This window comes from Caulobacter sp. BK020 (genome assembly GCF_004342605.1).
Taxonomy (GTDB): Bacteria; Pseudomonadota; Alphaproteobacteria; order Caulobacterales; family Caulobacteraceae; genus Caulobacter.
This window is the reverse complement of sequence record NZ_SLZL01000001.1, coordinates 34,563-55,830: the sequence shown is the minus strand read 5'-3', so window position 1 is coordinate 55,830 and position 21,268 is coordinate 34,563. Positions and strand designations below refer to the sequence as shown.

20 protein-coding genes and 1 riboswitch are annotated in these 21,268 nt (G+C 69.0%); of the genes, 12 read left to right on the top strand and 8 right to left on the bottom strand.

What is annotated here, in order from left to right; genetic code table 11:
* Positions 1–64 precede the first annotated feature (64 nt).
* Positions 65–475, top strand: coding sequence for a DUF805 domain-containing protein (locus EV278_RS00285; RefSeq protein ID WP_243692044.1), 411 nt, complete (start codon positions 65–67; stop codon positions 473–475).
* Between the two features lie 82 nt (positions 476–557).
* On the opposite strand, the gene ispH is transcribed toward EV278_RS00285, so the two are convergent.
* On the bottom strand, positions 558–1,529 hold the full coding sequence (gene ispH, locus EV278_RS00280; protein WP_132085522.1) for a 4-hydroxy-3-methylbut-2-enyl diphosphate reductase: 972 nt from the start codon (positions 1,527–1,529) through the stop codon (positions 558–560).
* Between the two features lie 159 nt (positions 1,530–1,688).
* On the opposite strand from ispH, the gene EV278_RS00275 reads away from it, so the two are divergent.
* Together EV278_RS00275 and EV278_RS00270 are read left to right on the top strand one after the other, a co-directional pair.
* Positions 1,689–2,390, top strand: coding sequence for a Tat pathway signal sequence domain protein (locus EV278_RS00275; RefSeq protein WP_132085520.1), 702 nt, complete (start codon positions 1,689–1,691; stop codon positions 2,388–2,390).
* The gene (locus tag EV278_RS00270; RefSeq protein ID WP_132085518.1) at positions 2,387–4,219 is read left to right on the top strand and encodes an arginine--tRNA ligase; all 1,833 of its coding nucleotides are present in this window, start codon (positions 2,387–2,389) and stop codon (positions 4,217–4,219) included. Before EV278_RS00275 ends, EV278_RS00270 begins: the two co-directional genes overlap by 4 nt.
* Positions 4,220–4,225: 6 nt before the next feature.
* Here EV278_RS00270 and EV278_RS00265 read toward each other — a convergent pair whose 3' ends face one another.
* Positions 4,226–5,044: an ORF6N domain-containing protein gene (locus tag EV278_RS00265; protein WP_132085516.1), complete on the bottom strand. Its 819-nt coding sequence runs from the start codon at positions 5,042–5,044 to the stop codon at positions 4,226–4,228.
* Between the two features lie 122 nt (positions 5,045–5,166).
* A riboswitch (glycine riboswitch) is annotated at positions 5,167–5,257 on the top strand.
* Positions 5,258–5,423: 166 nt separating this feature from the next.
* Here EV278_RS00265 and gcvT point away from each other — a divergent pair.
* The 6 genes from gcvT to EV278_RS00235 all read left to right on the top strand — a co-directional run bounded on the left by gcvT (position 5,424) and on the right by EV278_RS00235 (position 10,996).
* Positions 5,424–6,551: a glycine cleavage system aminomethyltransferase GcvT gene (gcvT, locus tag EV278_RS00260; protein WP_132085514.1), complete on the top strand. Its 1,128-nt coding sequence runs from the start codon at positions 5,424–5,426 to the stop codon at positions 6,549–6,551.
* 23 nt (positions 6,552–6,574) lie between these two features.
* Positions 6,575–6,940, top strand: coding sequence for a glycine cleavage system protein GcvH (gene gcvH / locus EV278_RS00255; RefSeq protein ID WP_132085512.1), 366 nt, complete (start codon positions 6,575–6,577; stop codon positions 6,938–6,940).
* Positions 6,941–7,063: 123 nt separating this feature from the next.
* Positions 7,064–8,410, top strand: coding sequence for an aminomethyl-transferring glycine dehydrogenase subunit GcvPA (gene gcvPA / locus EV278_RS00250; protein WP_132085510.1), 1,347 nt, complete (start codon positions 7,064–7,066; stop codon positions 8,408–8,410).
* Positions 8,407–9,990, top strand: a complete 1,584-nt coding sequence (gene gcvPB / locus EV278_RS00245; protein WP_132085508.1) for an aminomethyl-transferring glycine dehydrogenase subunit GcvPB — start codon at positions 8,407–8,409, stop codon at positions 9,988–9,990. Before gcvPA ends, gcvPB begins: the two co-directional genes overlap by 4 nt.
* Before the next feature lie 149 nt (positions 9,991–10,139).
* Positions 10,140–10,556 carry a hypothetical protein gene (locus EV278_RS00240; RefSeq protein WP_132085506.1) on the top strand — a complete coding sequence of 139 codons (417 nt, stop codon included), beginning with the start codon at positions 10,140–10,142 and terminating at the stop codon, positions 10,554–10,556.
* Positions 10,553–10,996, top strand: coding sequence for a hypothetical protein (locus EV278_RS00235; RefSeq protein ID WP_132085504.1), 444 nt, complete (start codon positions 10,553–10,555; stop codon positions 10,994–10,996). The genes EV278_RS00240 and EV278_RS00235 overlap by 4 nt, the downstream gene beginning before the upstream one ends.
* 314 nt (positions 10,997–11,310) lie before the next feature.
* Here the strand turns inward: EV278_RS00235 and EV278_RS00230 are convergent, their stop codons facing one another.
* The 5 genes from EV278_RS00230 to EV278_RS00210 form a co-directional block, all read right to left on the bottom strand.
* The gene (locus EV278_RS00230; protein WP_056760898.1) at positions 11,311–11,820 is read right to left on the bottom strand and encodes a F0F1 ATP synthase subunit B; all 510 of its coding nucleotides are present in this window, start codon (positions 11,818–11,820) and stop codon (positions 11,311–11,313) included.
* Between the two features lie 12 nt (positions 11,821–11,832).
* Positions 11,833–12,369, bottom strand: coding sequence for a hypothetical protein (locus tag EV278_RS00225; protein ID WP_132085502.1), 537 nt, complete (start codon positions 12,367–12,369; stop codon positions 11,833–11,835).
* A 116-nt stretch (positions 12,370–12,485) separates the two neighbouring features.
* Positions 12,486–12,713 (bottom strand): F0F1 ATP synthase subunit C, encoded by a 228-nt coding sequence (locus EV278_RS00220; protein ID WP_018061086.1) that lies wholly within the window; start codon positions 12,711–12,713, stop codon positions 12,486–12,488.
* A gap of 50 nt (positions 12,714–12,763) precedes the next feature.
* Complete coding sequence (locus tag EV278_RS00215; protein WP_132086267.1) at positions 12,764–13,534, bottom strand: F0F1 ATP synthase subunit A; 771 nt, start codon at positions 13,532–13,534, stop codon at positions 12,764–12,766.
* A gap of 25 nt (positions 13,535–13,559) precedes the next feature.
* A complete protein-coding gene (locus EV278_RS00210) occupies positions 13,560–13,940 on the bottom strand; it encodes an AtpZ/AtpI family protein (protein ID WP_132085500.1) in 381 nt (126 codons plus the stop codon).
* A 469-nt stretch (positions 13,941–14,409) separates the two neighbouring features.
* Here EV278_RS00210 and EV278_RS00205 point away from each other — a divergent pair, with 469 nt between their 5' ends.
* From EV278_RS00205 to EV278_RS00195, 3 genes are all read left to right on the top strand, one after another.
* Positions 14,410–16,377, top strand: a complete 1,968-nt coding sequence (locus tag EV278_RS00205; protein ID WP_132085498.1) for a hypothetical protein — start codon at positions 14,410–14,412, stop codon at positions 16,375–16,377.
* 104 nt (positions 16,378–16,481) lie between these two features.
* Positions 16,482–16,811, top strand: a complete 330-nt coding sequence (locus EV278_RS00200; RefSeq protein ID WP_018061123.1) for a DUF6481 family protein — start codon at positions 16,482–16,484, stop codon at positions 16,809–16,811.
* A 69-nt stretch (positions 16,812–16,880) separates the two neighbouring features.
* Complete coding sequence (locus tag EV278_RS00195) at positions 16,881–17,675, top strand: TSUP family transporter (RefSeq protein WP_132085496.1); 795 nt, start codon at positions 16,881–16,883, stop codon at positions 17,673–17,675.
* A 123-nt stretch (positions 17,676–17,798) separates the two neighbouring features.
* Here EV278_RS00195 and smc read toward each other — a convergent pair whose 3' ends face one another.
* The gene (smc, locus tag EV278_RS00190) at positions 17,799–21,260 is read right to left on the bottom strand and encodes a chromosome segregation protein SMC (RefSeq protein WP_132085494.1); all 3,462 of its coding nucleotides are present in this window, start codon (positions 21,258–21,260) and stop codon (positions 17,799–17,801) included.
* Positions 21,261–21,268: the final 8 nt, after the last annotated feature.

Below are 21,268 nucleotides of genomic sequence, written 5' to 3'. Positions count from 1 at the left end.
GTTGCATTTCGCATAAGGTACAGCTCCAACGAGCCACTTTTGACGGAGACCAAATTTGCCGCTGATGCTGAGGCCGCTGGCTCGCTATGTGGATTTCGTGGGTAGATCGCGACGGTCCGAATTTTGGTTGTTCTATCTGCTGATCTTCCTAGCTACAGCCGCCTGTGTGGTCGGTGGAGTGATTATTGAGAGAAACACACGGTTTCCCGGTAACGAGATCGGCTTCCACGTTCTCAATCTGATCTACGTGCTCGTCACTGTGCCTTGGTTCGCGGTCATGGTCCGCCGGCTTCACGACGTTGATAAATCGGGGTGGTGGCTACTCGCCGCGTTTATTCCGTTCGGTGTGTTTGCGTTGATTACGTTCTGGGTTCGCGACGGAACTGCCGGTGACAATCGGTTCGGTTGCGATCCGAAAAAACGTCCAACGCTCCACTCCGAACAGACCGATAGCCGCGCGACTGCGTCTGCTTAGGGGCCTACCTGAAGGAGCTAGGGTCGGGAGCGGTACGTAAGTGCTGGCTCGCTAACAGAGCTCCCTACGACGAATAGGGCCCCTACGTCGTCAGCAACCTTGGCAGCTTGAACGTCACGGTTTCCCGCGCCTCGATCAGTTCATCCACCGTCACATCATAGCGCGCGGCGATGGCGTCGATCACGCCCTGGACCAGGTCTTCCGGCGCCGAGGCCCCGGCGGTGAGGCCGACGGCTGTCATGTGCTCGAACCACGACCAGTCGATACCGCGGGCGTCGTCGATCAGCCGGGCGTCCCGGGCGCCGGCCCGCTTGGCGACCTCCATCAGCCGCACCGAGTTGGACGAGTTCTTCGAGCCGACCACCAGCACCAGGTCCGAGGCCTCGGCCAGCGACTTCACCGCCTCCTGGCGATTGGTGGTGGCGTAGCAGATGTCTTCCTTGTGCGGGGCGGCGATGCCAGGGAAGCGCTGCTTGAGCAGGTTCACCATCTCGGCGGTGTCGTCGACCGAAAGGGTGGTCTGGGTCAGGAAGGCGACGTTGGCCGGGTCCTTGGGAACCCAGGCCCGGGCGTCGTCGATGTCCTCGATCAGGGTGACGGTCCCCTCGGGCAGCTGGCCCATGGTGCCGACCACCTCGGGATGGCCGGCGTGGCCGATCAGCACGATCTCGCGGCCGGCGTCATAGTGCTTCTGGGCCTCGACATGGACCTTGGAGACCAGCGGGCAGGTGGCGTCCAGATAGACCATCTCTCGCGCCTTGGCCGCGGCGGGCACCGTCTTGGGCACGCCATGGGCCGAGAACACCACCGGGCGATCGTCCGGCGCTTCGTCCAGTTCTTCGATGAACACCGCGCCCAGGGCCTTCAGGCGATCGACGACGTGGCGGTTGTGGACGATCTCGTGGCGCACATAGACCGGCGCGCCGAACTTCTCGATCGTCCGCTCGACGATCTGGATCGCCCGGTCGACGCCGGCGCAGAAGCCGCGCGGACTGGCCAGCACCACGCGGAGCGCGCGGCGGCCGGGGCTGGAGATGGGCGAATGGGCGTTCATGGGCCGAACCTAAGGCTTCCGGGCCGCCCGCGCCAGCATCGGGCGGCGACTCCGTGAAGTCTGCGGCGCATTGCGACGTCACGCATATGCCTTTATCAGGCTGCATGACGCTGGCGGGGAATTCCCGCTCAAGCTTTCCAATTTCGAACCGGACGTTTCATGCGCCGCACTTTCTCCGTCGCCCTCAGCGCCATGATGGCCCTCTCGATCGCCGCTACGGCGGCGACCGCCCACGCCCAGGCGGGCGGCCGGGGCGGTCAGGACCAGGGCGAGGACCAGGCCGCCAAGAAGAAGAAGCGCGACGACGAGTGGAACCAGCCCAAGGCTCCGCTGGCCCAGCTGCGCAACGCCGGCCCATGCCCCTATGTGAAGGTGCTGTACGACGCCAGCCGCTATGTCGAGTTCAAGGACGGCAAGGAGTCCGCCGCCCAGACCGCCTATACCGGCGAGATCCAGGGCCTGTCGTCCGGCTGCGCCTACAAGAGCAACGATCCGATCAAGATGCAGGTCCAGATCCTGTTCGAGCTGGGTCGGGGCCCGCAGGCGACGGGCGACCAGAAGACCTATCGCTATTGGGTGGCGGTGACCGAGCGCAACAAGGACGTGCTGGCCAAGGAATATTTCGATCTGCCGGTGACCTTCCGTGGCGGTCAAGACCGCGTCTATGCGACCGAAACCCTGAAGACCGTCACCATCCCGCGCGCCGACGAGAAGGTCAGCGGCAGCAATTTCGAGGTCCTGATCGGTTTCGACGTCACTCCGGAAATGGCCGCCTTCAACCGTGACGGCAAGCGCTTCCGCGTCAACGCCGGCCAGACCCAGCAAGCCCAGACTCAACCTGGAAACGTCGCCAAGCCATGAGTGATTTGAAGCGGTCCCTGAGCGAGGCGGCCGCGGCCGCCTTCCAGGCCGCCGGACTGTCTCCCGACTTCGGGCGCGTCACCGCGTCCGACCGGCCCGATCTGGCCGACTTCCAATGCAACGGGGCCCTGGCGGCCGCCAAGAGCGCCAAGCGCAATCCGCGCGAGATCGCCGAGCAGGTCGTCGATATCCTGAAGGCCGACCCACGCCTGGCCTCGGTGGAGATCGCCGGCGCCGGCTTCATCAACCTGCGCGTCGCCAGCGAGGCCCTGTCGGTCCGCGCCAACGCGATCGCCGCCGATCCGCGCGCCGGGGCCGAGCCCCTGGCCCAGCCGCGCCGGGTGCTGGTCGACTACGCCGGCCCCAACGTCGCCAAGCCGATGCACGTGGGCCACCTGCGCGCCTCGATCATCGGCGAGTCGATCAAGCGCCTGTACCGCTTCCGCGGCGACCAGGTGCTGGGCGACGCCCACTTCGGCGACTGGGGCTTCCAGATGGGCCTGCTGATCGTCTCGGTCGGCGAGGAGCGGGGCCTGTTCGACGGCTGGATTTCCGAGGAAACCGGCCGGTTCGCCGGTGACGCGGCTGGCGAGCAGGTCAAGCTCAAGCTGCTCGACCTGGGCCTTGAGGATCTGGATCGCGCCTATCCGATCGCCGCCGCCCGCGCCAAGGTCGACGAGCCGTTCCGCGACCGCGCGCGCCGCGCCACGGCCCTGCTGCAGGGCGGGGCTGACGCCTACCGCGCGATCTGGGCCCGCTTCGTCGAGGTCAGCCGTGTGGCCCTGGAGCGCGAGTTCCACGCGCTGGGCGTCGATTTCGACCTGTGGAAGGGCGAGAGCGACGCCAACGACCTGATCCCGGGAATGATCGCCGAGCTGGAGGCCAAGGGCCTGCTGGTCGACGACCAGGGCGCCCGGATCGTCCGCGTCGCCCGCCCCGGCGAGACCAAGAAGAAGAAACTGCCCGACGGTTCGGTGGTCGAGGTCGAGAGCCCCGACCCGCTGTTGATCGTGTCGTCGGAAGGCTCGGCCATGTACGGCACGACCGACCTGGCCACCATCCTGGATCGCCGCCGGTCGTTCGACCCGCACCTGATCCTCTACGCCGTGGACCAGCGCCAGGCCGACCACTTCGAGCAGGTGTTCCGCGCCTCGTACCTGGCCGGCTACGCTCAGCCGGGCGGGCTGGAGCACATCGGCTTCGGCACCATGAACGGAGCCGACGGCAAGCCGTTCAAGACCCGGGCGGGCGGGGTGCTGAAGCTGCACGACCTGATCGAGATGGCCCGCGAAAAGGCCCGCGAGCGCCTGCGCGAAGCCGGCCTGGGCGCCGAGCTTTCCGAAGAGGCCTTCGAGGACACCGCCCACAAGGTGGGGGTCGCGGCCCTGAAGTTCGCCGACCTGCAGAACTTCCGCGGCACCTCCTACGTCTTCGACCTCGACCGCTTCACCAGCTTCGAGGGGAAGACCGGGCCATACCTGCTGTACCAGTCGGTGCGCATCAAGAGCATCCTGCGCAAGGCGGCCGAGCAGAACGTCGTCTCGGGCCCGATCGTGGTCGGCGAACCGGCCGAGCGCGACCTGACCCTGCTGCTGGACGCCTTCGAGGGCGCGCTGTCGGAGGCCTACGACAAGAAGGCCCCCAACTTCGTCGCCGAGCACGCCTACAAGCTGGCCCAGACCTTCTCCAAGTTCTATGCCGCCTGCCCGATCCTCAGCGCCGACGCGCCGTCCATCCGGGCCTCGCGCCTGGCCCTGGCCGAGACGACGCTGAAACAGCTGGAACTGGCGCTGAACCTGCTGGGGATCGAAGCGCCGGAGCGGATGTAGGCGGCGCTAGGGGCGTTCAAGATCCTGCAGCGTCGCCAGCAGGCCTTCGACGCCGCCGGTTTCCAGATATTGTTGAGCGACCAGCACCAGACGCAGCTGTTTGGCCAGCAACGCCAGCTGCCGGTGCTGGTTCTCGGTGCGCTTCTGGGCCGTCTCGGCCTCCAGGGCGTCGGCTTCGGCCAGCAGCTTTCGGACCTCGGCCAGGGTCTTCTCATTCTGGACGCCGGCCCGCTTCAGATATTCCTTGATGCTGCGCAGGCCCTCGGCGGCGATGGCGTGGGCCTCGTCGCGGACCGTGGTCTGGGTTTCGGGATCGGCGATGGCGTCCAGCACCCGGCCCAGGGCGTCGTTGAGCTTGCTCATCAGCCCGGTGCGGGCTTCGCTCTGCAGCGGCGGCGTCCCACGCACGTCGCTCAGCGACAGCACGTTCGCGCCATCCGACACGAGTGTCTTGCGCCGCGCCTCAACGAACACCTTGATGATGAAGCGGGAGGCGGCGATGGCTTCCTCGGACTGCAGGACGGTGGCCGCCATGACCACGCCGTGCTCGGTGAAGACATAGGGTCGATGGCGGGAGCCGCCCCGACCGATCTTTGAGGTCACAATTTGCAACCTCAAAGCCGCGAACTCCTTGAGGGTAAGCTGAAAGGCGAAGCCGTCGAACTTCGCCTCGTTCCGTCGCGTTTGCTGGTTGAGGCGTTTGGTCTCGACGCCAAACAGCCGCGCGAGATCGGCGTCGATGATCACGGAGACCCCGCGCACCTCGAACAGCTGTGGCGCGAAGGCTGCTTCGATGGGCGCGTCGGGAATGGGCGCGTAAATCATGACCGTCCCTTGGGATCGCAGTTTGTGACCTCAAACTTGACCTGTTCTTGAAATGTTCGCAACCTTGGGGCGACGGCGTTCGCGCCCAGTTGACTCCCGTCGCCCCGTCGCCCAAACACGCCTCGACCCTCGCGGGAGACATCGGGATTCTGTCCCGAGGCCGAAGGCGCAACCGCCCCGGAAACGCTCAGGCAAAAGGACCGCGCGGGTTTAGGAACGCTGGAAAGAGGCAGGCCGACAGGTCTGCCCGCCGAAGGAGCAAGGCCATCGCGCTTTCGAGCGGCGAGGGACCGGAATCTCTCAGGTCAAAGGGACAGCGGGGGCGAGACCACCTGGCGAAAGCCGGGCGGCGTCGCCGACCCCGATTGGAGCCCAAAGCGTGTCCGACCCAAGCCTTTCCGGCCAAGATCTCAAGAAGACCCCGCTGTACGACGCGCACGTCGCGGCCGGTGCGCGCATGGTGCCGTTCGCGGGCTACCACATGCCGGTGCAGTACAAGGACGGGGTGCTGAAGGAGCATCTTTGGACCCGCGAGCACGCGGGCCTGTTCGACGTCTCGCACATGGGCCAGGCCCGGCTGCGCGGCGAGAACCCGGCCAAGAGCTTCGAGAAGCTGGTCTCGGCTGACTATCAGGGTCTCAAGCCGGGCAAGCAGCGCTACGCCGTGCTGCTGAACGACCAAGGCGGGGTGATCGACGACCTGATGACCGCCCGCCCCGACGACGACGGCCTGTTCATCGTCGTCAACGGGGCCTGCAAGGACAACGACTACAGGATCATCGCGGAGGCCCTGAAGGGCGAGGCCACCGTCGAGCGCCTGGAAGACCGCGCCCTGCTGGCCCTGCAGGGGCCCGAGGCCGCCGCCGTCCTGGCCGCCCACGTTCCGGAAGCCGCGAGCATGGTGTTCATGGACGCCAGGGCCCTGACCGCCCTCGGGACCGACGCCATTATCTGCCGCTCGGGCTATACCGGCGAGGACGGTTACGAGATCTCGGTCCCGGCCGCCGAGGCGACGCGCATCTGGAACACGCTGCTGGCGGACGAGCGGGTCAGGGCCATCGGCCTGGGCGCTCGCGACAGCCTGCGCCTGGAGGCCGGCCTGCCGCTGTATGGCCACGACATGGACGAGACGGTCTCGCCGATCGAGGCCGGCATGCCGTTCGCCGTTGGCAAGAGCCGCCGCGAGGCCGGCGACTTCCCGGGTGCGGCTCGAATCCTCAGGGAGCTGGCCGGCGACCTTGAGCGCGTGCGCGTCAATCTGAAGGTGCTGGAAGGCGCTCCCGCCCGAGAGGGCGCCGAGATCGCCGACGTCGACGGCAATGTCATCGGCAAGGTCACCAGCGGCGGCTTCGGCCCCAGCTTCGGCGGCGCCATCGCCATCGGCTTCGTGCCGCCCGAGTTCGCGGTGATCGGCTCGACGCTGAAAGTCATCGTCCGGGGCAAGGCGGCGGCCGCCGAGGTTGTCGCCAGCCCGTTCGTTCCCACCCGCTACGTGCGCAAGATCTAGCACTCAGACCAAAGGGCCAGACCATGAAGTTCACCAAGGACCACGAGTGGGTCGAAGTCGCCGGCGATCTCGCCACGGTCGGCATCACCGCCTACGCCGCCGAGCAGCTGGGCGACGTGGTGTTCGTCGAGACCCCCGACGTCGGCAAGACCGTCAAGCAGGGCGAGGCCCTGGCGGTGGTCGAGAGCGTCAAGGCCGCCTCCGACGTCTACGCCCCGGTGTCGGGCGAGGTGGTCGAGGCCAACGGCGAGCTTTCCGACAGCCCTGAGACCGTCAACGCCCTGCCGGAAACCGGCGGCTGGTTCGCCAAGATCAAGCTGAGCAATCCCGGCGAACTCGACGCCCTGATGGATCGCGACGCGTACGAAGCGTTCCTCGGCACGCTCTAACCCAGCACCCCTCCCCCTTGATGGGGGAGGGGCAGGGGTGGGGGTGACCCCGCCGCTCGCAACACCCCCATCCCCGACCCTTCCCCCATCAAGGGGGAAGGGAGCATGCCGCGGAAGTTTTTCATGCGCTACCTCCCCCTCACACCCGAAGATCGCGCCGACATGCTCGGCGTCATCGGCGCGGAGTCGATTGACGAGCTGTTCGTCGACGTGCCCGCCGTCGCCCGCCGCAAGGACCCGGTCGACCTGCCGTTCCATGCCGGCGAGCTGGAGGTGGAGCGCGAGATGCTGGGCCTGTCGCGTCGCAACCGCTCGGCGTCCGAAGGGCCGTTCTTCGTGGGGGCGGGGGCCTATCGCCACCATGTGCCGGCCAGCGTCGACCACATCATCCAGCGGTCGGAGTTCCTGACCAGCTACACGCCCTACCAGCCCGAGATCGCCCAGGGCACGCTGCAGGTGCTGTTCGAGTTCCAGACCCAGGTCGCGGCCCTGACCGGCATGGAGGTGGCCAACGCCTCGCTCTATGACGGCTCCACCGCCACGGCCGAGGCGGTGATGATGGCCACGCGCGTCACCCGCCGCAGCAAGGCGGTGCTGTCGGGCGGCGTGCACCCGCACTATGTCGGCACGGTCGAGACCCTGGCCCACGCGGCCGGCGTGGCCACCGAGCGCCTGGCGCCGGCCATCGACGCCGAGGACGCGGTGATCGCCGCCATCGACGCCGACACCGCCTGCGTGGTCGTCCAGACCCCCAACGTGTTCGGCACGGCCACCGACGTCAGCAAGATCGCCGCCGCCGCCCAGGCCGCCGGCGCCCTGCTGGTCGTGGTCACCACCGAGGCGGTGTCGTACGGCCTGCTGAAGTCGCCCGGCGAGATGGGCGCCGACGTCGTGGTGGCCGAGGGCCAGTCGATCGGCAACGGCCTGAGCTTCGGCGGGCCCTATGTCGGCCTGTTCGCCTGCAAGGAAAAATACGTCCGCCAGGCGCCGGGCCGCCTGTGCGGCGAGACCGTCGACGCCGAGGGCCGCCGCGGCTTCGTCCTGACCCTGTCGACCCGCGAGCAGCACATCCGCCGCGACAAGGCCACGTCGAACATCTGCACCAACAGCGGCCTGTGCGCCCTGGCGTTCAGCATCCACATGAGCCTGCTGGGCGAGAAAGGCCTGCGCCGCCTGGCCCTGGTCAACCACCAGAAGGCCTTGAAGCTGCGCGACGCCCTGGCCGCCGTGCCGGGCGTCCAGGTGCTGACCCCGCGCTTCTTCAATGAGTTCGCGATCAAGGTCCCGGGCGTCGCCGCCGAGCTGGTCGAGACCCTGGCCGCCAACGGCGTGATCGCCGGCGTGCCGTTCTCGCGCCTCGACCCGGCCGCCGGCCTCGACGACGTCCTGCTGGTCGCCGCCACCGAGACGACCCCCGACAGCGACATCGCCTTCTTCGCCAAGGCCCTGACCAAGGTGCTGGACCAATGAGCATGAACACCGTCGGACGTCCGACCCGTCCCGAAGCCCCCTCCCAGACGGGCGACGTCAACGACTACGTCCACCCGACCCTGACCGGGGCCCGCGGCCTGCTGCAGGACGAGGCGCTGATCTTCGAACTGAACGCCTGGGACAAGACCGGGGTCGACCTGCCCGACGCCCCGCCGGCCGACGATCTGGGCGACCTGGTCCGCAAGGATCCGATCGGCCTGCCGGGCCTGTCCGAGCCGGAAGCGGTGCGCCACTATGTGCGCCTGAGCCAGAAGAACCACGCCATCGACCTGGCGCTCTATCCGTTGGGTTCGTGCACGATGAAGCACAATCCGCGCCTGAACGAGAAGATGGCGCGCCTGCCGGGCTTCTCCGACATTCACCCGCTGCAGCCGCAGTCGACGGTGCAGGGGGCGATCGAGCTGATGGACCGCCTGGCCCACTGGCTGAAGACCCTGACCGGCATGCCGGCCGTGGCCCTGAGCCCCAAGGCCGGCGCCCACGGCGAGCTGTGCGGCCTGCTGGCCATCCGCGCCGCCCACGAGGCCAACGGGCAGGGCCACCGCAAGACCGTCCTGGCCCCGACCAGCGCCCACGGCACCAACCCGGCCACGGCGGCCTTCTGCGGCTACACCGTCGTCGAGATCGCTCAGACCGACGACGGCCGGGTCGACCTGGCGGACCTGGAGGCCAAGCTGGGCGACCACGTGGCCGCCATCATGGTCACCAACCCCAACACCTGCGGCCTGTTCGAGCGCGACGTGGTCGAGATCGCCCGCCTGACCCATGCGGCCGGGGCCTATTTCTACTGCGACGGCGCCAACTTCAACGCCATCGTCGGCCGGGTGCGCCCGGGCGACCTGGGCGTCGACGCCATGCACATCAACCTGCACAAGACCTTCTCCACCCCGCACGGCGGCGGTGGTCCGGGCGCGGGTCCGGTGGTGCTGTCGGCGGCCCTGGCCCCGTTCGCGCCCACCCCCTGGGTGGTCAGCCACGAGCATACGTTCAAGCTGGTCGAGGAAGCCAAGGGGCCCGCCGCTCAGGCCTTTGGCCGGATGAGCGCCTTCCACGGCCAGATGGGCATGTTCGTGCGGGCCTACGCCTATATGCTCAGCCATGGGGCCGACGGCCTGCGCCAGGTGGCCGAGGACGCCGTCCTCAACGCCAACTACATCAAGGCCCGCCTCGGCGACCTGATGAGTCCGGCCTTCCCGAACGGTCCCTGCATGCACGAGGCCCTGTTCGACGACGCCTGGCTGGAGGGCACGGGGGTGACCACGCTCGACTTCGCCAAGGCGATGATCGACGAGGGCTTCCACCCGATGACCATGTACTTCCCGCTGGTGGTGCACGGGGCGATGCTGATCGAGCCGACCGAGACGGAATCCAAGCAGGAGCTCGATCGCTTCGTCACCGCGCTGCGGGCCCTGGCTGGAGCGGCGAAGGGGGGCGATGTCGACCGCTTCAAGGGGGCTCCCTACCACGCGCCGCTCAAGCGCCTGGACGAGACCCAGGCGGCTCGCAAGCCACGTTTGAGGTGGAAACCTGTGGCCGCCGCGCCACTGGCTGCGGAATAGACGTCACAGTCGGCGAAAGCGACAATAGGGCGCCTTTACGGAAAGGCGCCCCGTTCTCATATCGGTCTCAGTGAGCCGAGGAGGCCGGCCCCCGCCGGGATCGAACGGACCACGGAACCGTTTCGTCCTGCCCCCTTTTGCTTTGGCCCATGAACGTCGCCTTCGCCATGCCGCCCGTGCGCTTCTCCGCCGCCGATGAACTCGCCCGCGAGCTTCTCGGGCGGATTTCGCGCGTCGTGCTGGTCACCCTGGGCCTGATCCTGGTGGTGGCCGGGTTCCTGATCGCGCCGCTGCCCGGCCCGCTGGGCGTGCCGCTGACCGTGGCCGGCCTGATGCTGGTGCTGCGCAACTCGTTCCGGGCGCGCAAGCAGTTCGTCCGCTTCCAGCACGCCCATCCCAAGCTGCTGTTCCCGCTGCGCCGCCTGCTGCGCCGCGAGCCGGAAGTGTTTCCGGTCGCCTGGCAGCAGGTGCTGCGGATGGAGCGCCTGATCGTCCCGCGCCGCTGGCGCGTGGCCAAGCGCTGGCGCCAGTCGTTCAAGCGCCAATGGTCCAAGCAGAGCGCGTGAACTCGGCGGCTGAAACGCTCGCCAGGCTGCCTTCGAGGCTCTATCGCCGCCGCCGCCGCCTGGCCCTCGTCCTGCGGGAAACCGCGGGCCGCGTCGCCCGCTGGGCGGCGCTGGCCTTCGGCGTGCTCGTGCTGCTGGCCGGGGTGGTCCTGACGCCGCTGCCGGGGCATCTGGGCCTGCCGCTGCTGGTCGTCGGCCTGATGATCGTGCTGCGCAATTCGTTCCAGGCCAAGCGCCGCTTCCTGCGCTGGCAACGCCGTCACCCCAAGCTGATCTTCCCGATCCGCCGCCTGATGCGTCGCGAGCCGGAGATCATGCTGGTGGCCTGGCAGCAGCTGCTGCGGTCGGAGAAGGTGTTCCTGCGCAAGGCCTCCTGGCGCGTGCTGAAGCGCGGCCGCAAGCACCTGAAGCGGCGCTGGCTGAAGAAGCAGGTGGTTTAGGCTCTTCCCCCTCCGGGGAGGAGGGGCGAAGGCCGGGAGGGGGCAAGTGTTAGCCGCGCAAAGCTAGAGCATCGCGCGGAAAAGTGGACGCCGGTTTTCCGCAAAAGCGATGCGAAGACAAAAACCTAGAGCAAGTCGTGCGATTTCTATATCGCGCGATTTGCTCTAGCCGCTTGGCCCTTGTCGGTCCCGACTTGCCCCCACCTGGCGGCCGCGCCGCCTGTCCGCCCCCATAGGGGGCCGAGCGCTCCGACCACCAAAAAGGACGCGCCCCGCGAGGAGCGCGCCCTTGATGTTTTCGCAGTCCGGACCGGCTATTGCAGCTTGGCGCCGACCTGGGCGATCGCCGCGTCGACGAGGCCGTCCGAGGCGCCGGTCGCGAGACGGGCGACCAGGATCTGCTCGGCGGCCTGGGCGGCGAGGTCGACAGCGGCCGACTTGACGTCGGCGGCGGCCTGGGCCTCGGCCTGGGCGATCTTGCGCTCGGCCATTTCGGCGCGGCGCGTGATCTGCTCCTCAAGCCGGGCCTTGGCTTCCGACGCGATCAGAGCGGCGTCGGCCTTGGCGGCTTCAAGCATGCCGGCGGCTTGACGCTCGGCTTCTTCCCGCTGGGCCTTCACGTCGGCGAGCAGGGCCTGGGCCTCTTCCCGCAGCTGCTGGGCTTCGTCGAGTTCGGCCTTGATCTTGGCTGCGTGGGCGTCGAGCGCGCCGAACAGGGCGCCCGGCAGGACCTTGAGCACGACCAGCAGGCCGATGAACAGGGCCAGGCCGATCAGGACCCACAGCTCGGGATTGGCGAGATCGAAGAGGGCTTCATGTTCCATCGTCGTCTCTCCCTAGGCCAGCGAGGCGGCGAGCTCGGCGGCCGAAGCCGCCTTGCCCGTCAGCTTCTCGACGATGGCCCCGGCCGTTTCCGAGGCCACCGCGCGGACGTGGCCCATGGCCTCGTCGCGGGCGGCCTGGATGCGGCCCTCGGCGGCGGCCAGCTTTTCAGCCAGCGCGGCCTCTTCCTTGGCCTGACGCTCGGCGGCCTCGGCCGAAGCCTTGGCCTTGGCGTCCGCCGCGGTCTTCTGGGCCTTGGCGCGAGCCTCGGCCACCTCGGCCGCGGCCGCGCGGGCCTGGACCTCGGCCTCGTCCTTCAGACGACGGGCGTCGGCGATATCGCCGGCGATCTTGGCGCCGCGGGTCTCGATCGCGCCGCTGACCCGAGGCAGGAGCGCCTTGGACAGCACCGCGTAGAGGACGGCGAAGATGAGCAGCAGCCAGACGATCTGTCCGCCCCAGTGCTGGAACTGCAGCTGGGGAAGCCCGCCGCTTTCCTGCCCGTGAGGGGGCTCAGTCGACTCGACCGTGCCGTGATGTTCCGTCGCCATGGGCGAAGAAGCCTCTCAAGATTGGAGCATTCTCGAAGCCGAAAATGCTCGAAGAACGAGTCCGGGGCGTCGTCGATCGCCGAAACGGTTCGGGGGACCGACCGCGCCCCAGGGTTTTACTTCGAGAACAGGATCAGGAAGGCGATGACCAGGGCGAAGATGCCCAGGGCTTCGGTCAGGGCCATGCCCAGGAACAGCATCGGACGCTCTTGGGCGGCCGCGGTCGGGTTGCGCAGGGCGCCTTGGAAGTAGTTGCCGAACATGATGCCCAGGCCGATGCCCGCGCCGATCATGCCGAGCATAGCCAGGCCGGCGCCGATGAACTTAGCGGCGGAAGCGTCCATGATTGAGACTCCTTGGGAAGTGGTGTGTTGGTTGGAAGACTAAGGGTTGATCAGTGGCTGTCGAGGTGCACGACGTCGTTCAGATAGACGCAGGTGAGCACCGCGAACACGAAGGCCTGAAGGAAGGCCACCATGAACTCTAGGGCCGTCAGGGCGACGACGGAGGTCAGCGACAGCAGGCCCACCAGCCAGTAGGCCGGGGCCATGGCCAGCAGGATGGCCACGAAGGTCGCGAAGATTTTCAGCACCACGTGGCCGCCCAGCATGTTGCCGAACAGACGAAGGGCCAGGGTGATCGGGCGGATCAGGAACGAGATGATCTCGATCGGCACCAGGATGATGTAGAGCACCGGCGGCACGCCCGACGGCGCGAACAGCTTGAAGAACTTGAAGCCGTTCTTGGCGAAGCCGACGCCGATGACGGTCAGGATGACCATCATGCCCAGGGTCAGGGTCACGGCCAGCTGCGAGGTCGCGGTGAATCCCAGGAAGTTGCCGGTCCAGCCGAACAGCATGCCCTGCAGGTTGGCGAACAGCACGAAGGCGAACAGGGTGAAGACGAAGGGCAGGTACTTCTTGCCGTCGTGGCCGATGATCGAGCTGGTCAGGCCGTCGACGATTCCATAGAGCAGCTCGCCCACCGTCTGCAGGCGACCCGGAATGACCGCGCCCTTGCCGGCGAAGGCGTAGAAGGTGACGATCAGGAACGCCGACAGCAGCATGGCGGCGATCGAGTTGGTGATCGACAGGTCGATCGCGCCCAGGCCCGGGACAGTCACGGACGGCAGCTCCACGATCTTCTGGATCATGAACTGATGCATCGGGTCGATCGGCGTGGCCAAGGCCCTAGTCTCTCTTCTGCTTGGGGGCGGTAGACCCGCCTCCCGTGTCTCCGTCGGTTACGTCCTTGGCGGACTGGGCCGACGCCTGCGCGCTCAGTTTCGTCGCCTTGCGGACGACGATGTAGATCGAGGACCCCATGCCGATCAGCAGACCGCCGACCATGCCCCAGGGCCCCGTGCCGGCGTAGCGGTCGAGCAGCCAGCCGAAGCCGAGCCCCACCAAAACGCCCCCGATCAGATCCGCCAGGAGACGATAGCCGTCCTGGGACGATTTCTCGTGCTCGGCGCGCTTCGGCGCCTCGGCCGCTTTTCGCGCCTCGAAAGCGGCGATCCGAGCGTCGAGGCTCTGCGGAGCCCTGTCGTTCGGTTCGTCGGCCTTGGGCATGGGAAGCGGTCAGGTCCGATAACGCCCGCGGCCACCTCAAAAGAGGCGGTTTTCCGGCCGGCTTGATCGCGGCGGAACCTATAGGGCGCGCTGCGGTGCGTCAAGGTTGGGCGGTATCCCGTCAAGTGGCCGTTTTGTAAAGGTTTTTGGAGATTTTCGAGCCGCGCGTCGGAATCATCGCGTCCTTACGTGATCGGCGGCGGTTTGCCAGCGACAGGGTTCCATCGCGGAACCGCATCGTGCGCGACCCCCTCAGTCGGCTTCGCCGACAGCTCCCCCAGAGGGGGAGCATCTGCGTTCTGGTAGCTCCTCCCCTTTGGGGGAGGTGGCCCGAAGGGCCGGAGGGGGTTCGCCGAATCGACCTTCCCAAGATTTCCCTCGCGTCGCGGCCCGCGCGAACCCTATGGTACCGCAACCATGACCGGCCGCCTCGACGCGCCGGCGGGCTCATCGAGGGAAGAAACCAGCCATGATCCGCGTCACCCGCAGTCTGCTCGGCGCCGCAGCGCTGTGCGCGCTTCTCGCGCCCGCCGCCGCCCAGGCCGCCGCCCCCAGGCAGCAACCCCCGCCGGCCTACAAGAACTTTCGCGCCGCCATCTATATCGCCGTCAACAACGCCAAGGCGCTGGCCGACAAGGCCACCTTCGATCGGGAATTCGAGCGCGCCAGCCGCCAGCTGCGCTTCGACAAGGTCTATCTGGAGGTCTATCGCGACAAGAACTTCGCCACCGACGAGCAGATCGAGCGGGTCAAGGGCTGGTTTGAGGAACGCGGCGTCACGGTGGCCGGCGGGATCACCCTGGCGGCCGGCGGCGAGGGCGGCCAGTTCGGCACCTTCGACTACGAAAAACCCGCCGACCGGGCCGAGTGCGAGAAGGCCGTGCGCCTGGCGGCCAAGCATTTCGACGAGGTGATCCTCGACGACTTCTTCTTTTACACTTCCAAGAGTCCCGCCGACATCGCCGCCAAGGGCGACCGCAGCTGGAGCCAGTACCGGCTGGAGACCATGCGCAAGGTCAGCCAGGACCTGGTGCTCGGCCCGGCCAAGGCGGTCAATCCCAAGGTGCGGATGATCATCAAGTACCCCAACTGGTACGAGCACTTCCAGGGCACGGGCTATGACCTGGAGAAGCAGTCGCAGATGTTCGACGGCATCTATACCGGCACGGAAACCCGCGACCCGGTGGTCACCGACCAGCTGCTGCAGCAGTACGAGAGCTATTCGATCGTCCGCTACTACGACAACATCCGCCCCAAAGGCTCCAACGGCGGAAAGGGCAACGGCGGCGGCTGGGTCGACACCTTTTCCACCCTCTATGTCGACCGCTACGCCGAGCAGCTGTGGGACACCCTGCTGGCCAAGGCGCCGGAGATCACCCTGTTCAACTGGCGGCCGATGAGCGAGGCCAGGGCCGTCGAGCCGGGCCAGCGTCCGTGGAAGGACAAGGTCACCAGCTTCGACTGGAAGGCCATGGTCGCCAGCTACCGGCCCTCGGGCCAGCCCAACGATCCGGGTCCCGGCTGGAGCCGTGCGGCCGGCTGGTCGCTGGAGAAGATCGACAAGGACCTGGGCCTGCTGGGCGCCCCGATCGGCGTCGCCAGCTACAAGCCCTACCAGTCGTCGGGCGAGGACTTCCTGCACAACTATCTGGGCAATATCGGCATACCGATCGAGCTGTCGCCCAACTTCCCCAAGGGCGCGGACGTCGCCCTGCTGACCCAGGCGGCGGCCAAGGACCCCAAGGTCGTCGAGGAGATCAAGGGCAACCTGCTGGCGGGCAAGACGGTGTTCATCACCTCGGGCCTGCTGGGGGCGCTGCAGGGCAAGGGGATCGAGGACATCCTCGAGGTGCGCGACACCGGTCGCAAGGTGGCGCTGCACGACTTCCTCAACGGCTATGGCGCGGGCAATGGCGAAAGCCTCAACGATCCCAAGCGGGACAACCCGCCGGTGCTGTTCCCGGAACTGGCCTTCTACACCAACGACAGCTGGGGGATCATCCGCGGCGTGGCCAACGCCAAGGGCTTCCCGATCCTGCTGATGAACCGCTACGGCGGCGGGATCCTCTATGTGATCACCATGCCGGAGAACCCGGGCGACCTCTACAACCTGCCCCAGGGCGTGACGACCGAGATCAAGCGCTACCTGCAGCGCGACTTTCCCGTGCGGCTGGACGCGCCGGACCGGGTCAGCCTGTTCGCCTACGACAACGGGACCTTCGTGGTGCAGTCGTTCCGTGACGACGACACCGACGTGAACCTGTCGCTGCTGGGCGCGGGGGTGAAGTTGCGCGACATGGCCACCGGCAAGCTGGTCGAGGCCAGGGCGCCCGACGGCAAGGCCGACGCCTGGCGCCGCCAGGGCGTGCCGACCCGCACCGAGTTCGCCGCCGCGGTGGCGCCGCACAGCTACACCGTCTACCGAATCGAGAAGTAACGCCTGCGATTTCCCCGGCGCGACCATTCGCGCCGGGGATGATCCATTGCATTTCCGGGCGTTTTGGGGTCTTAGGAGCGCACTTTCCACCAACCAGAAGATTCATGTCGCACCTGAAGAACACCGGCTTCGCCGATCGCATCTCCGCCGCCGCCGAAGCCAAGAAGGCCATGCTGGCCAAGATGAAGGTGAAGCCGACCGTCCAGGACCCCAATTTCGAGCAGCGCCACGCCGAGCGCGAAGCCGAACTGGAACGGGTCCGCGCCGAACGCGCCGCGATCAAGGAAGCCGCTCGCCAGGAAGCCCTGGCCAAGGAAGAGGCCGCCCTTGCCGAGAAGCGCGCCCAGCGCAAGGAGCGCAAGGCCCTGACCGCCGCCGAGCAGAAGGCCGCCCGCGACGCCAAGTACGCCGCCCGCAAGGCGCGCCAGAAGTAATCATCGATACTCGCTCCATCGCGCGGTCCCGGCCCGTATGAGGGCGGACCACGTGGGGGCTTGAGCTGGATGCACGTCGATTTCGCCCTGCTGGCCACGATGTTCGCCGTGGCCATGGTCGCGGGCGCGTTCGACGCCATCGCCGGCGGCGGCGGCCTGCTGACCGTCCCGGCCCTGCTGCTGACCGGCATGAACCCCGTCGCGGCCCTGGGCACCAACAAGCTGCAGGGCGCGGTCAGCGCGATCTCCTCCACCAGCGCCTTCGCCCGGCGCGGCCTGATCGACTGGAAGACCGCCCTGCCGGTGGCCGGCGCGGCCGCGGTGGCCGGGCTCTGCGGCGCCCTGTGCGCCAGCCTGCTGTCGCCGCGCGTCCTGGCGGCGCTGGTGCCGGTGCTGCTGATCGTCATCGCCCTCTATTTCGGTTTCTCGAAGGGGCTGAAGGGCGAGGACGTCCATCCGCGCTTGACCCTGCCGGTCTTCGCCCTCTGCGTGGTCCCGCTGATCGGCTTCTACGACGGGATCTTCGGGCCGGGGGCGGGGGCCTTCTACATGGTGGCCATCGTCACCCTGCTGGGCTACGGCGCGCTGAAGGCCACGGCCCACACCAAGCTGGCCAATGCGGCGTCGAACCTGGGCAGCCTGTCGCTGTTCATCCTGAAGGGCGTGGTGGTCTGGCCGATCGGCCTGGCCATGGCGACCGGCGCGTTCATCGGCGCCCAGATCGGTTCGCGCCTGGCCATGCGCTTCGGGGCCCGGCTGATCCGGCCGCTGCTGGTGATGATGTCCTGCGCCATGGCGGTGAAGCTGTTGAGCGATCCGGGGAACCCGTTGCGGCACGCGGTGGCGGGGCTGTTCGGCGGGTGACGCTTGCCCCCACCTGACCGCTTCGCCGTCTGTCCGCCCCCATAGGGGGCGGAGCGCTCTTCCCCCTCCGGGGGAAGACGATCGCGAAGCGATCCGTAGGGGGCAAGGACGTGAGCCGCCGCCCTACTGCGCCGCCACCAGCTGCTCGGCCGTGGACAGGTCCACGCTGACCAGCTGGCTGACGCCGCGCTCGGCCATGGTCACGCCGAACAGACGGTCCATCCGGCTCATGGTCACCGGGTTGTGGGTGATGGCGATGAACCGCGTGCGGGTGCGCCGGCGCATTTCGTCCAGCATGTTGCAGTAGCGGTCGACATTGGCGTCATCCAGCGGCGCGTCGACCTCGTCCAGCACGCAGATCGGGGCCGGATTGGCCAGGAAGACGCCGAAGATCAGGGCGCTGGCGGTGAGGGCCTGCTCGCCGCCGCTCATCAGGCTCATGCTGGCCATGCGCTTGCCGGGCGGGCAGGCGAAGATCTCCAGGCCGGCCTCCAGCGGGTCGTCGCTCTCGATCAGCTTCAGCTCGGCCTGGCCGCCGCCGAACAGGGCCTGGAAGAGGGTCTGGAAGTTGGCGTTGATCACGTCGAACGCCGCCAGCAGGCGCTCGCGGCCCTCGGCGTTCAATTCTTCGATGCCGGCCCGCAGCTTGCCCACCGCGCCTGACAGGTCGGCCCGCTCGGTGCGCATGGTCTCCAGGCGGGCGGCGTATTCGTTGGCCTCCTCCTCGGCGCGCAGGTTCACGGGGCCGATGGCGTCGCGCTCTCTTTCGAGAGCGAACAGGTGGGCCTCGACCCCGGCGGCGTCCTTGGGCACGGCCACGGCCTCGCCGGCCACGTGGCGGCCCAGCTCCTCCGGCTCCATCCGGGCCTGCTCGCGAATCGCCCCGGCCACCTCGGCGAAGCGGTCGCGGGCCGCGTCCAGGGTGGCCACCAGGCCGGCCCGCTTCTCGCGGGCCTCGGACGCGGCCTGTTCGGCGGCCCGGGCGGCGCGGTCGGCGTTGAGGCGGGCGGTCTCGGCGGCTTCCAGCGCGTCGGCGGCCTTGGCCCGGCGGGTCTCGGCGGCGGCGAACTGCTCGACGATGACCACCAGCTTGCCGGCCAGGACGGTCGGCGCCTCGCGGGCGGCCTCCAGGGCGGCGGCGGCCTTGAGCCGGTCGGCCTCCAGGCTGGTCTCGCGTCGGCTTGAGGCCTCGCGGCGCTTGGCCCAGTCGGCATGGTCGCGCTCCAGGCTTTCCAGCCGGCGGGCCCGGCCGGCCGTCTCGCGGGTCTCCTGGTCCAGGGCCGAGCGAGCGGCGGCGGCGGCTTCGCGGGCGGCGGCGGCGGCCTGACGGGCGGCGGCCAGGCGCGGGGCCAGGTCCTCGGCGCTTTCGACCCCGGCGCTTTCGGCGCGGACGGCGGCCAGGGCGGCTTCGGCCTCGACCCGCTCGGCCTCGAAGCGGGCGATGGTGTCGTCCAGCGACTGGGCGCGGGCTTCGCGCTGGGCCGCTTCGCGCTCGTAGCGGGCCACCTGCTCGCGGGCCCCGGTCAGCAGCCGCTCGGCCTCGGGCGGACCCCGGCGCTTGTCGCGCAGGGTCTCCTCCGCGACCCGCAGGGCGTCGGCGGCGGTCTTCAGGGCGGCGGTCGCGACCTCAGCGCGCGGGGCGACCAGATCGATCTCGGCCTCGACCTCGGCCAGCCGGGTGCGCTGCTCCAGCCGCACGGCGGCCGGCTTGGGCGCGTCGGCGCGGGCGACGAAGCCGTCCCAGCGCCACAGGTCGCCCTCCCTGGAGACCAGCCGCGCGCCGACGGGCAGGCCTCTGGCCAGACGGTCGCCGTCGGCCCGCTCGACCACGGCCACATGCGACAGGCGGGCGGCCAGTTCCGGCGGGGCCTTGATCAGCGGGGCCAGCGGCGTTGCGCCGTCGGGCCAGATGACGGGCTTGGCCTCGGCGCCATTTTCCGAAAGGAGGGCCCAGAACGACGGCGCGCGAGAGTCCAGCGCCGCTTCCAGGTCGTCGCCCAGGGCGGCGGCCAGGGCGGCGCCGTAACCCTTGTCGGGCGTCACGGCGTCAAGAGCCGGCGAGAAGCCGCTCTTGGCGCGCGGCGCCGTCAGCTGGGCCAGGCCGCGGGCCTCGGTGCGCAGGCGGCCCAGCTGGTCCTCGACCTTGCGGGCCAGGTCGCGGGCCTGGGCCTCGGCGGCGGCGGCCTTGACCCGCAGGCTTTCCGCGTCCTCCAGGGCCTTGCGGGCGGCGGCCAGGCCGGCCTCGGCGTTGGCGAAGCGCTGGCGGGCCTCGGCGGCGGCGGGGTCGACCACGGGGCCGACGGCGGCGCGCCCGGCCTTGGCCTGATCCAGGGCGCGGACCGTGCGGGCCAGGCGGTTTTCGGCTTCGGCCAGGCGCTGGGCGGCGGCGCGGGCCCGGGCGTCCTCGGCGGCGACCCGGGCGGCCAGCTGCTCGACCTCGCTGTCGGCCTTGGCGCGGGCTTCCTCGGCGGCCTTGGCGGCGGCGGCCAGTTCCGGACCCCGCGCCGGGGCTGCGGCGATCAGGGCGCGCAGCTCGGCCAGTTCGGCCTCGGCCCGGGCCAGGGCCTGGACGGCGTCCTGCAGGCCCTGCGCCTCGCGGGCCCGGTCGTCGTCGATGCGGGTCAGGTCGGCCGACAGCCGCTCGAACTCGGCCTGGGCGGCCTCGGCCTCGCGTTCGGCCCGGTCCTTCTGGATGGCCAGTTGCCCCAGCACCGCCTGGGCGATCGAGGCCTCCTCGCGCAGCGGCGGCATGGCGGCCTCGGCCGCCAGGATCGCGGTCTGGGCGGCGGCGGCGGCGCGGGCGGTCTCCTCCACGGCGCGGGCGGCCTCGGTGGCCTCGCTCTGGGTGCGGTTGAGGGCGTCGCGGGCCTCGGTCCAGCGGGTGTAGAGCACCGCCCCCTGCACCGCGCGGATCTCGGCCGACAGCCGCTTGTACTTCTCGGCCTGGCGGGCCTCGCGGCGCAGCCGGCCCAGGGCGGTCTCCAGCTCGCGGGCCACGTCCTCCAGCCGGGCGAGATTGGCCTCGGCCGCCCGCAGCCGCAGTTCGGCCTCGTGGCGGCGGGTGTGCAGGCCCGAGACGCCGGCCGCCTCTTCCAGGATGCGGCGGCGGTTCTGCGGCTTGGCGCCGATCAGCTCGCTGATCTGGCCCTGGCGGACCAGGGCCGGCGAGTTGGCCCCGGTCGAGGCGTCGGCGAACAGAAGCTGGACGTCCCGCGCCCGCACCTCGCGGCCGTTGATGCGGTAGGTCGAGCCTTCGCCCCGGTCGATGCGGCGCACCACCTCCAGCACCGGGTCGTCGTTGAACTGGGCCGGCGCCGTGCGGTCGGCGTTGTCGATCGTCAGGGTGACGTCGGCGTGGTTGCGGGCCGGACGGGCCCCGCTGCCGGCGAAGATCACGTCGTCCATGCCGCCCGCCCGCATGGCCTTGGCGGAATTGGCGCCCATCACCCAGCGCAGGGCTTCCAGCAGGTTGGACTTGCCGCAGCCGTTCGGGCCGACGATCCCCGTCAGACCGGGCTCGATCCGGAACTCGGTCGGCTCGACGAAGGACTTGAATCCCGAAAGGCGCAGGCGCTGGAATTGCACGGCGCGCG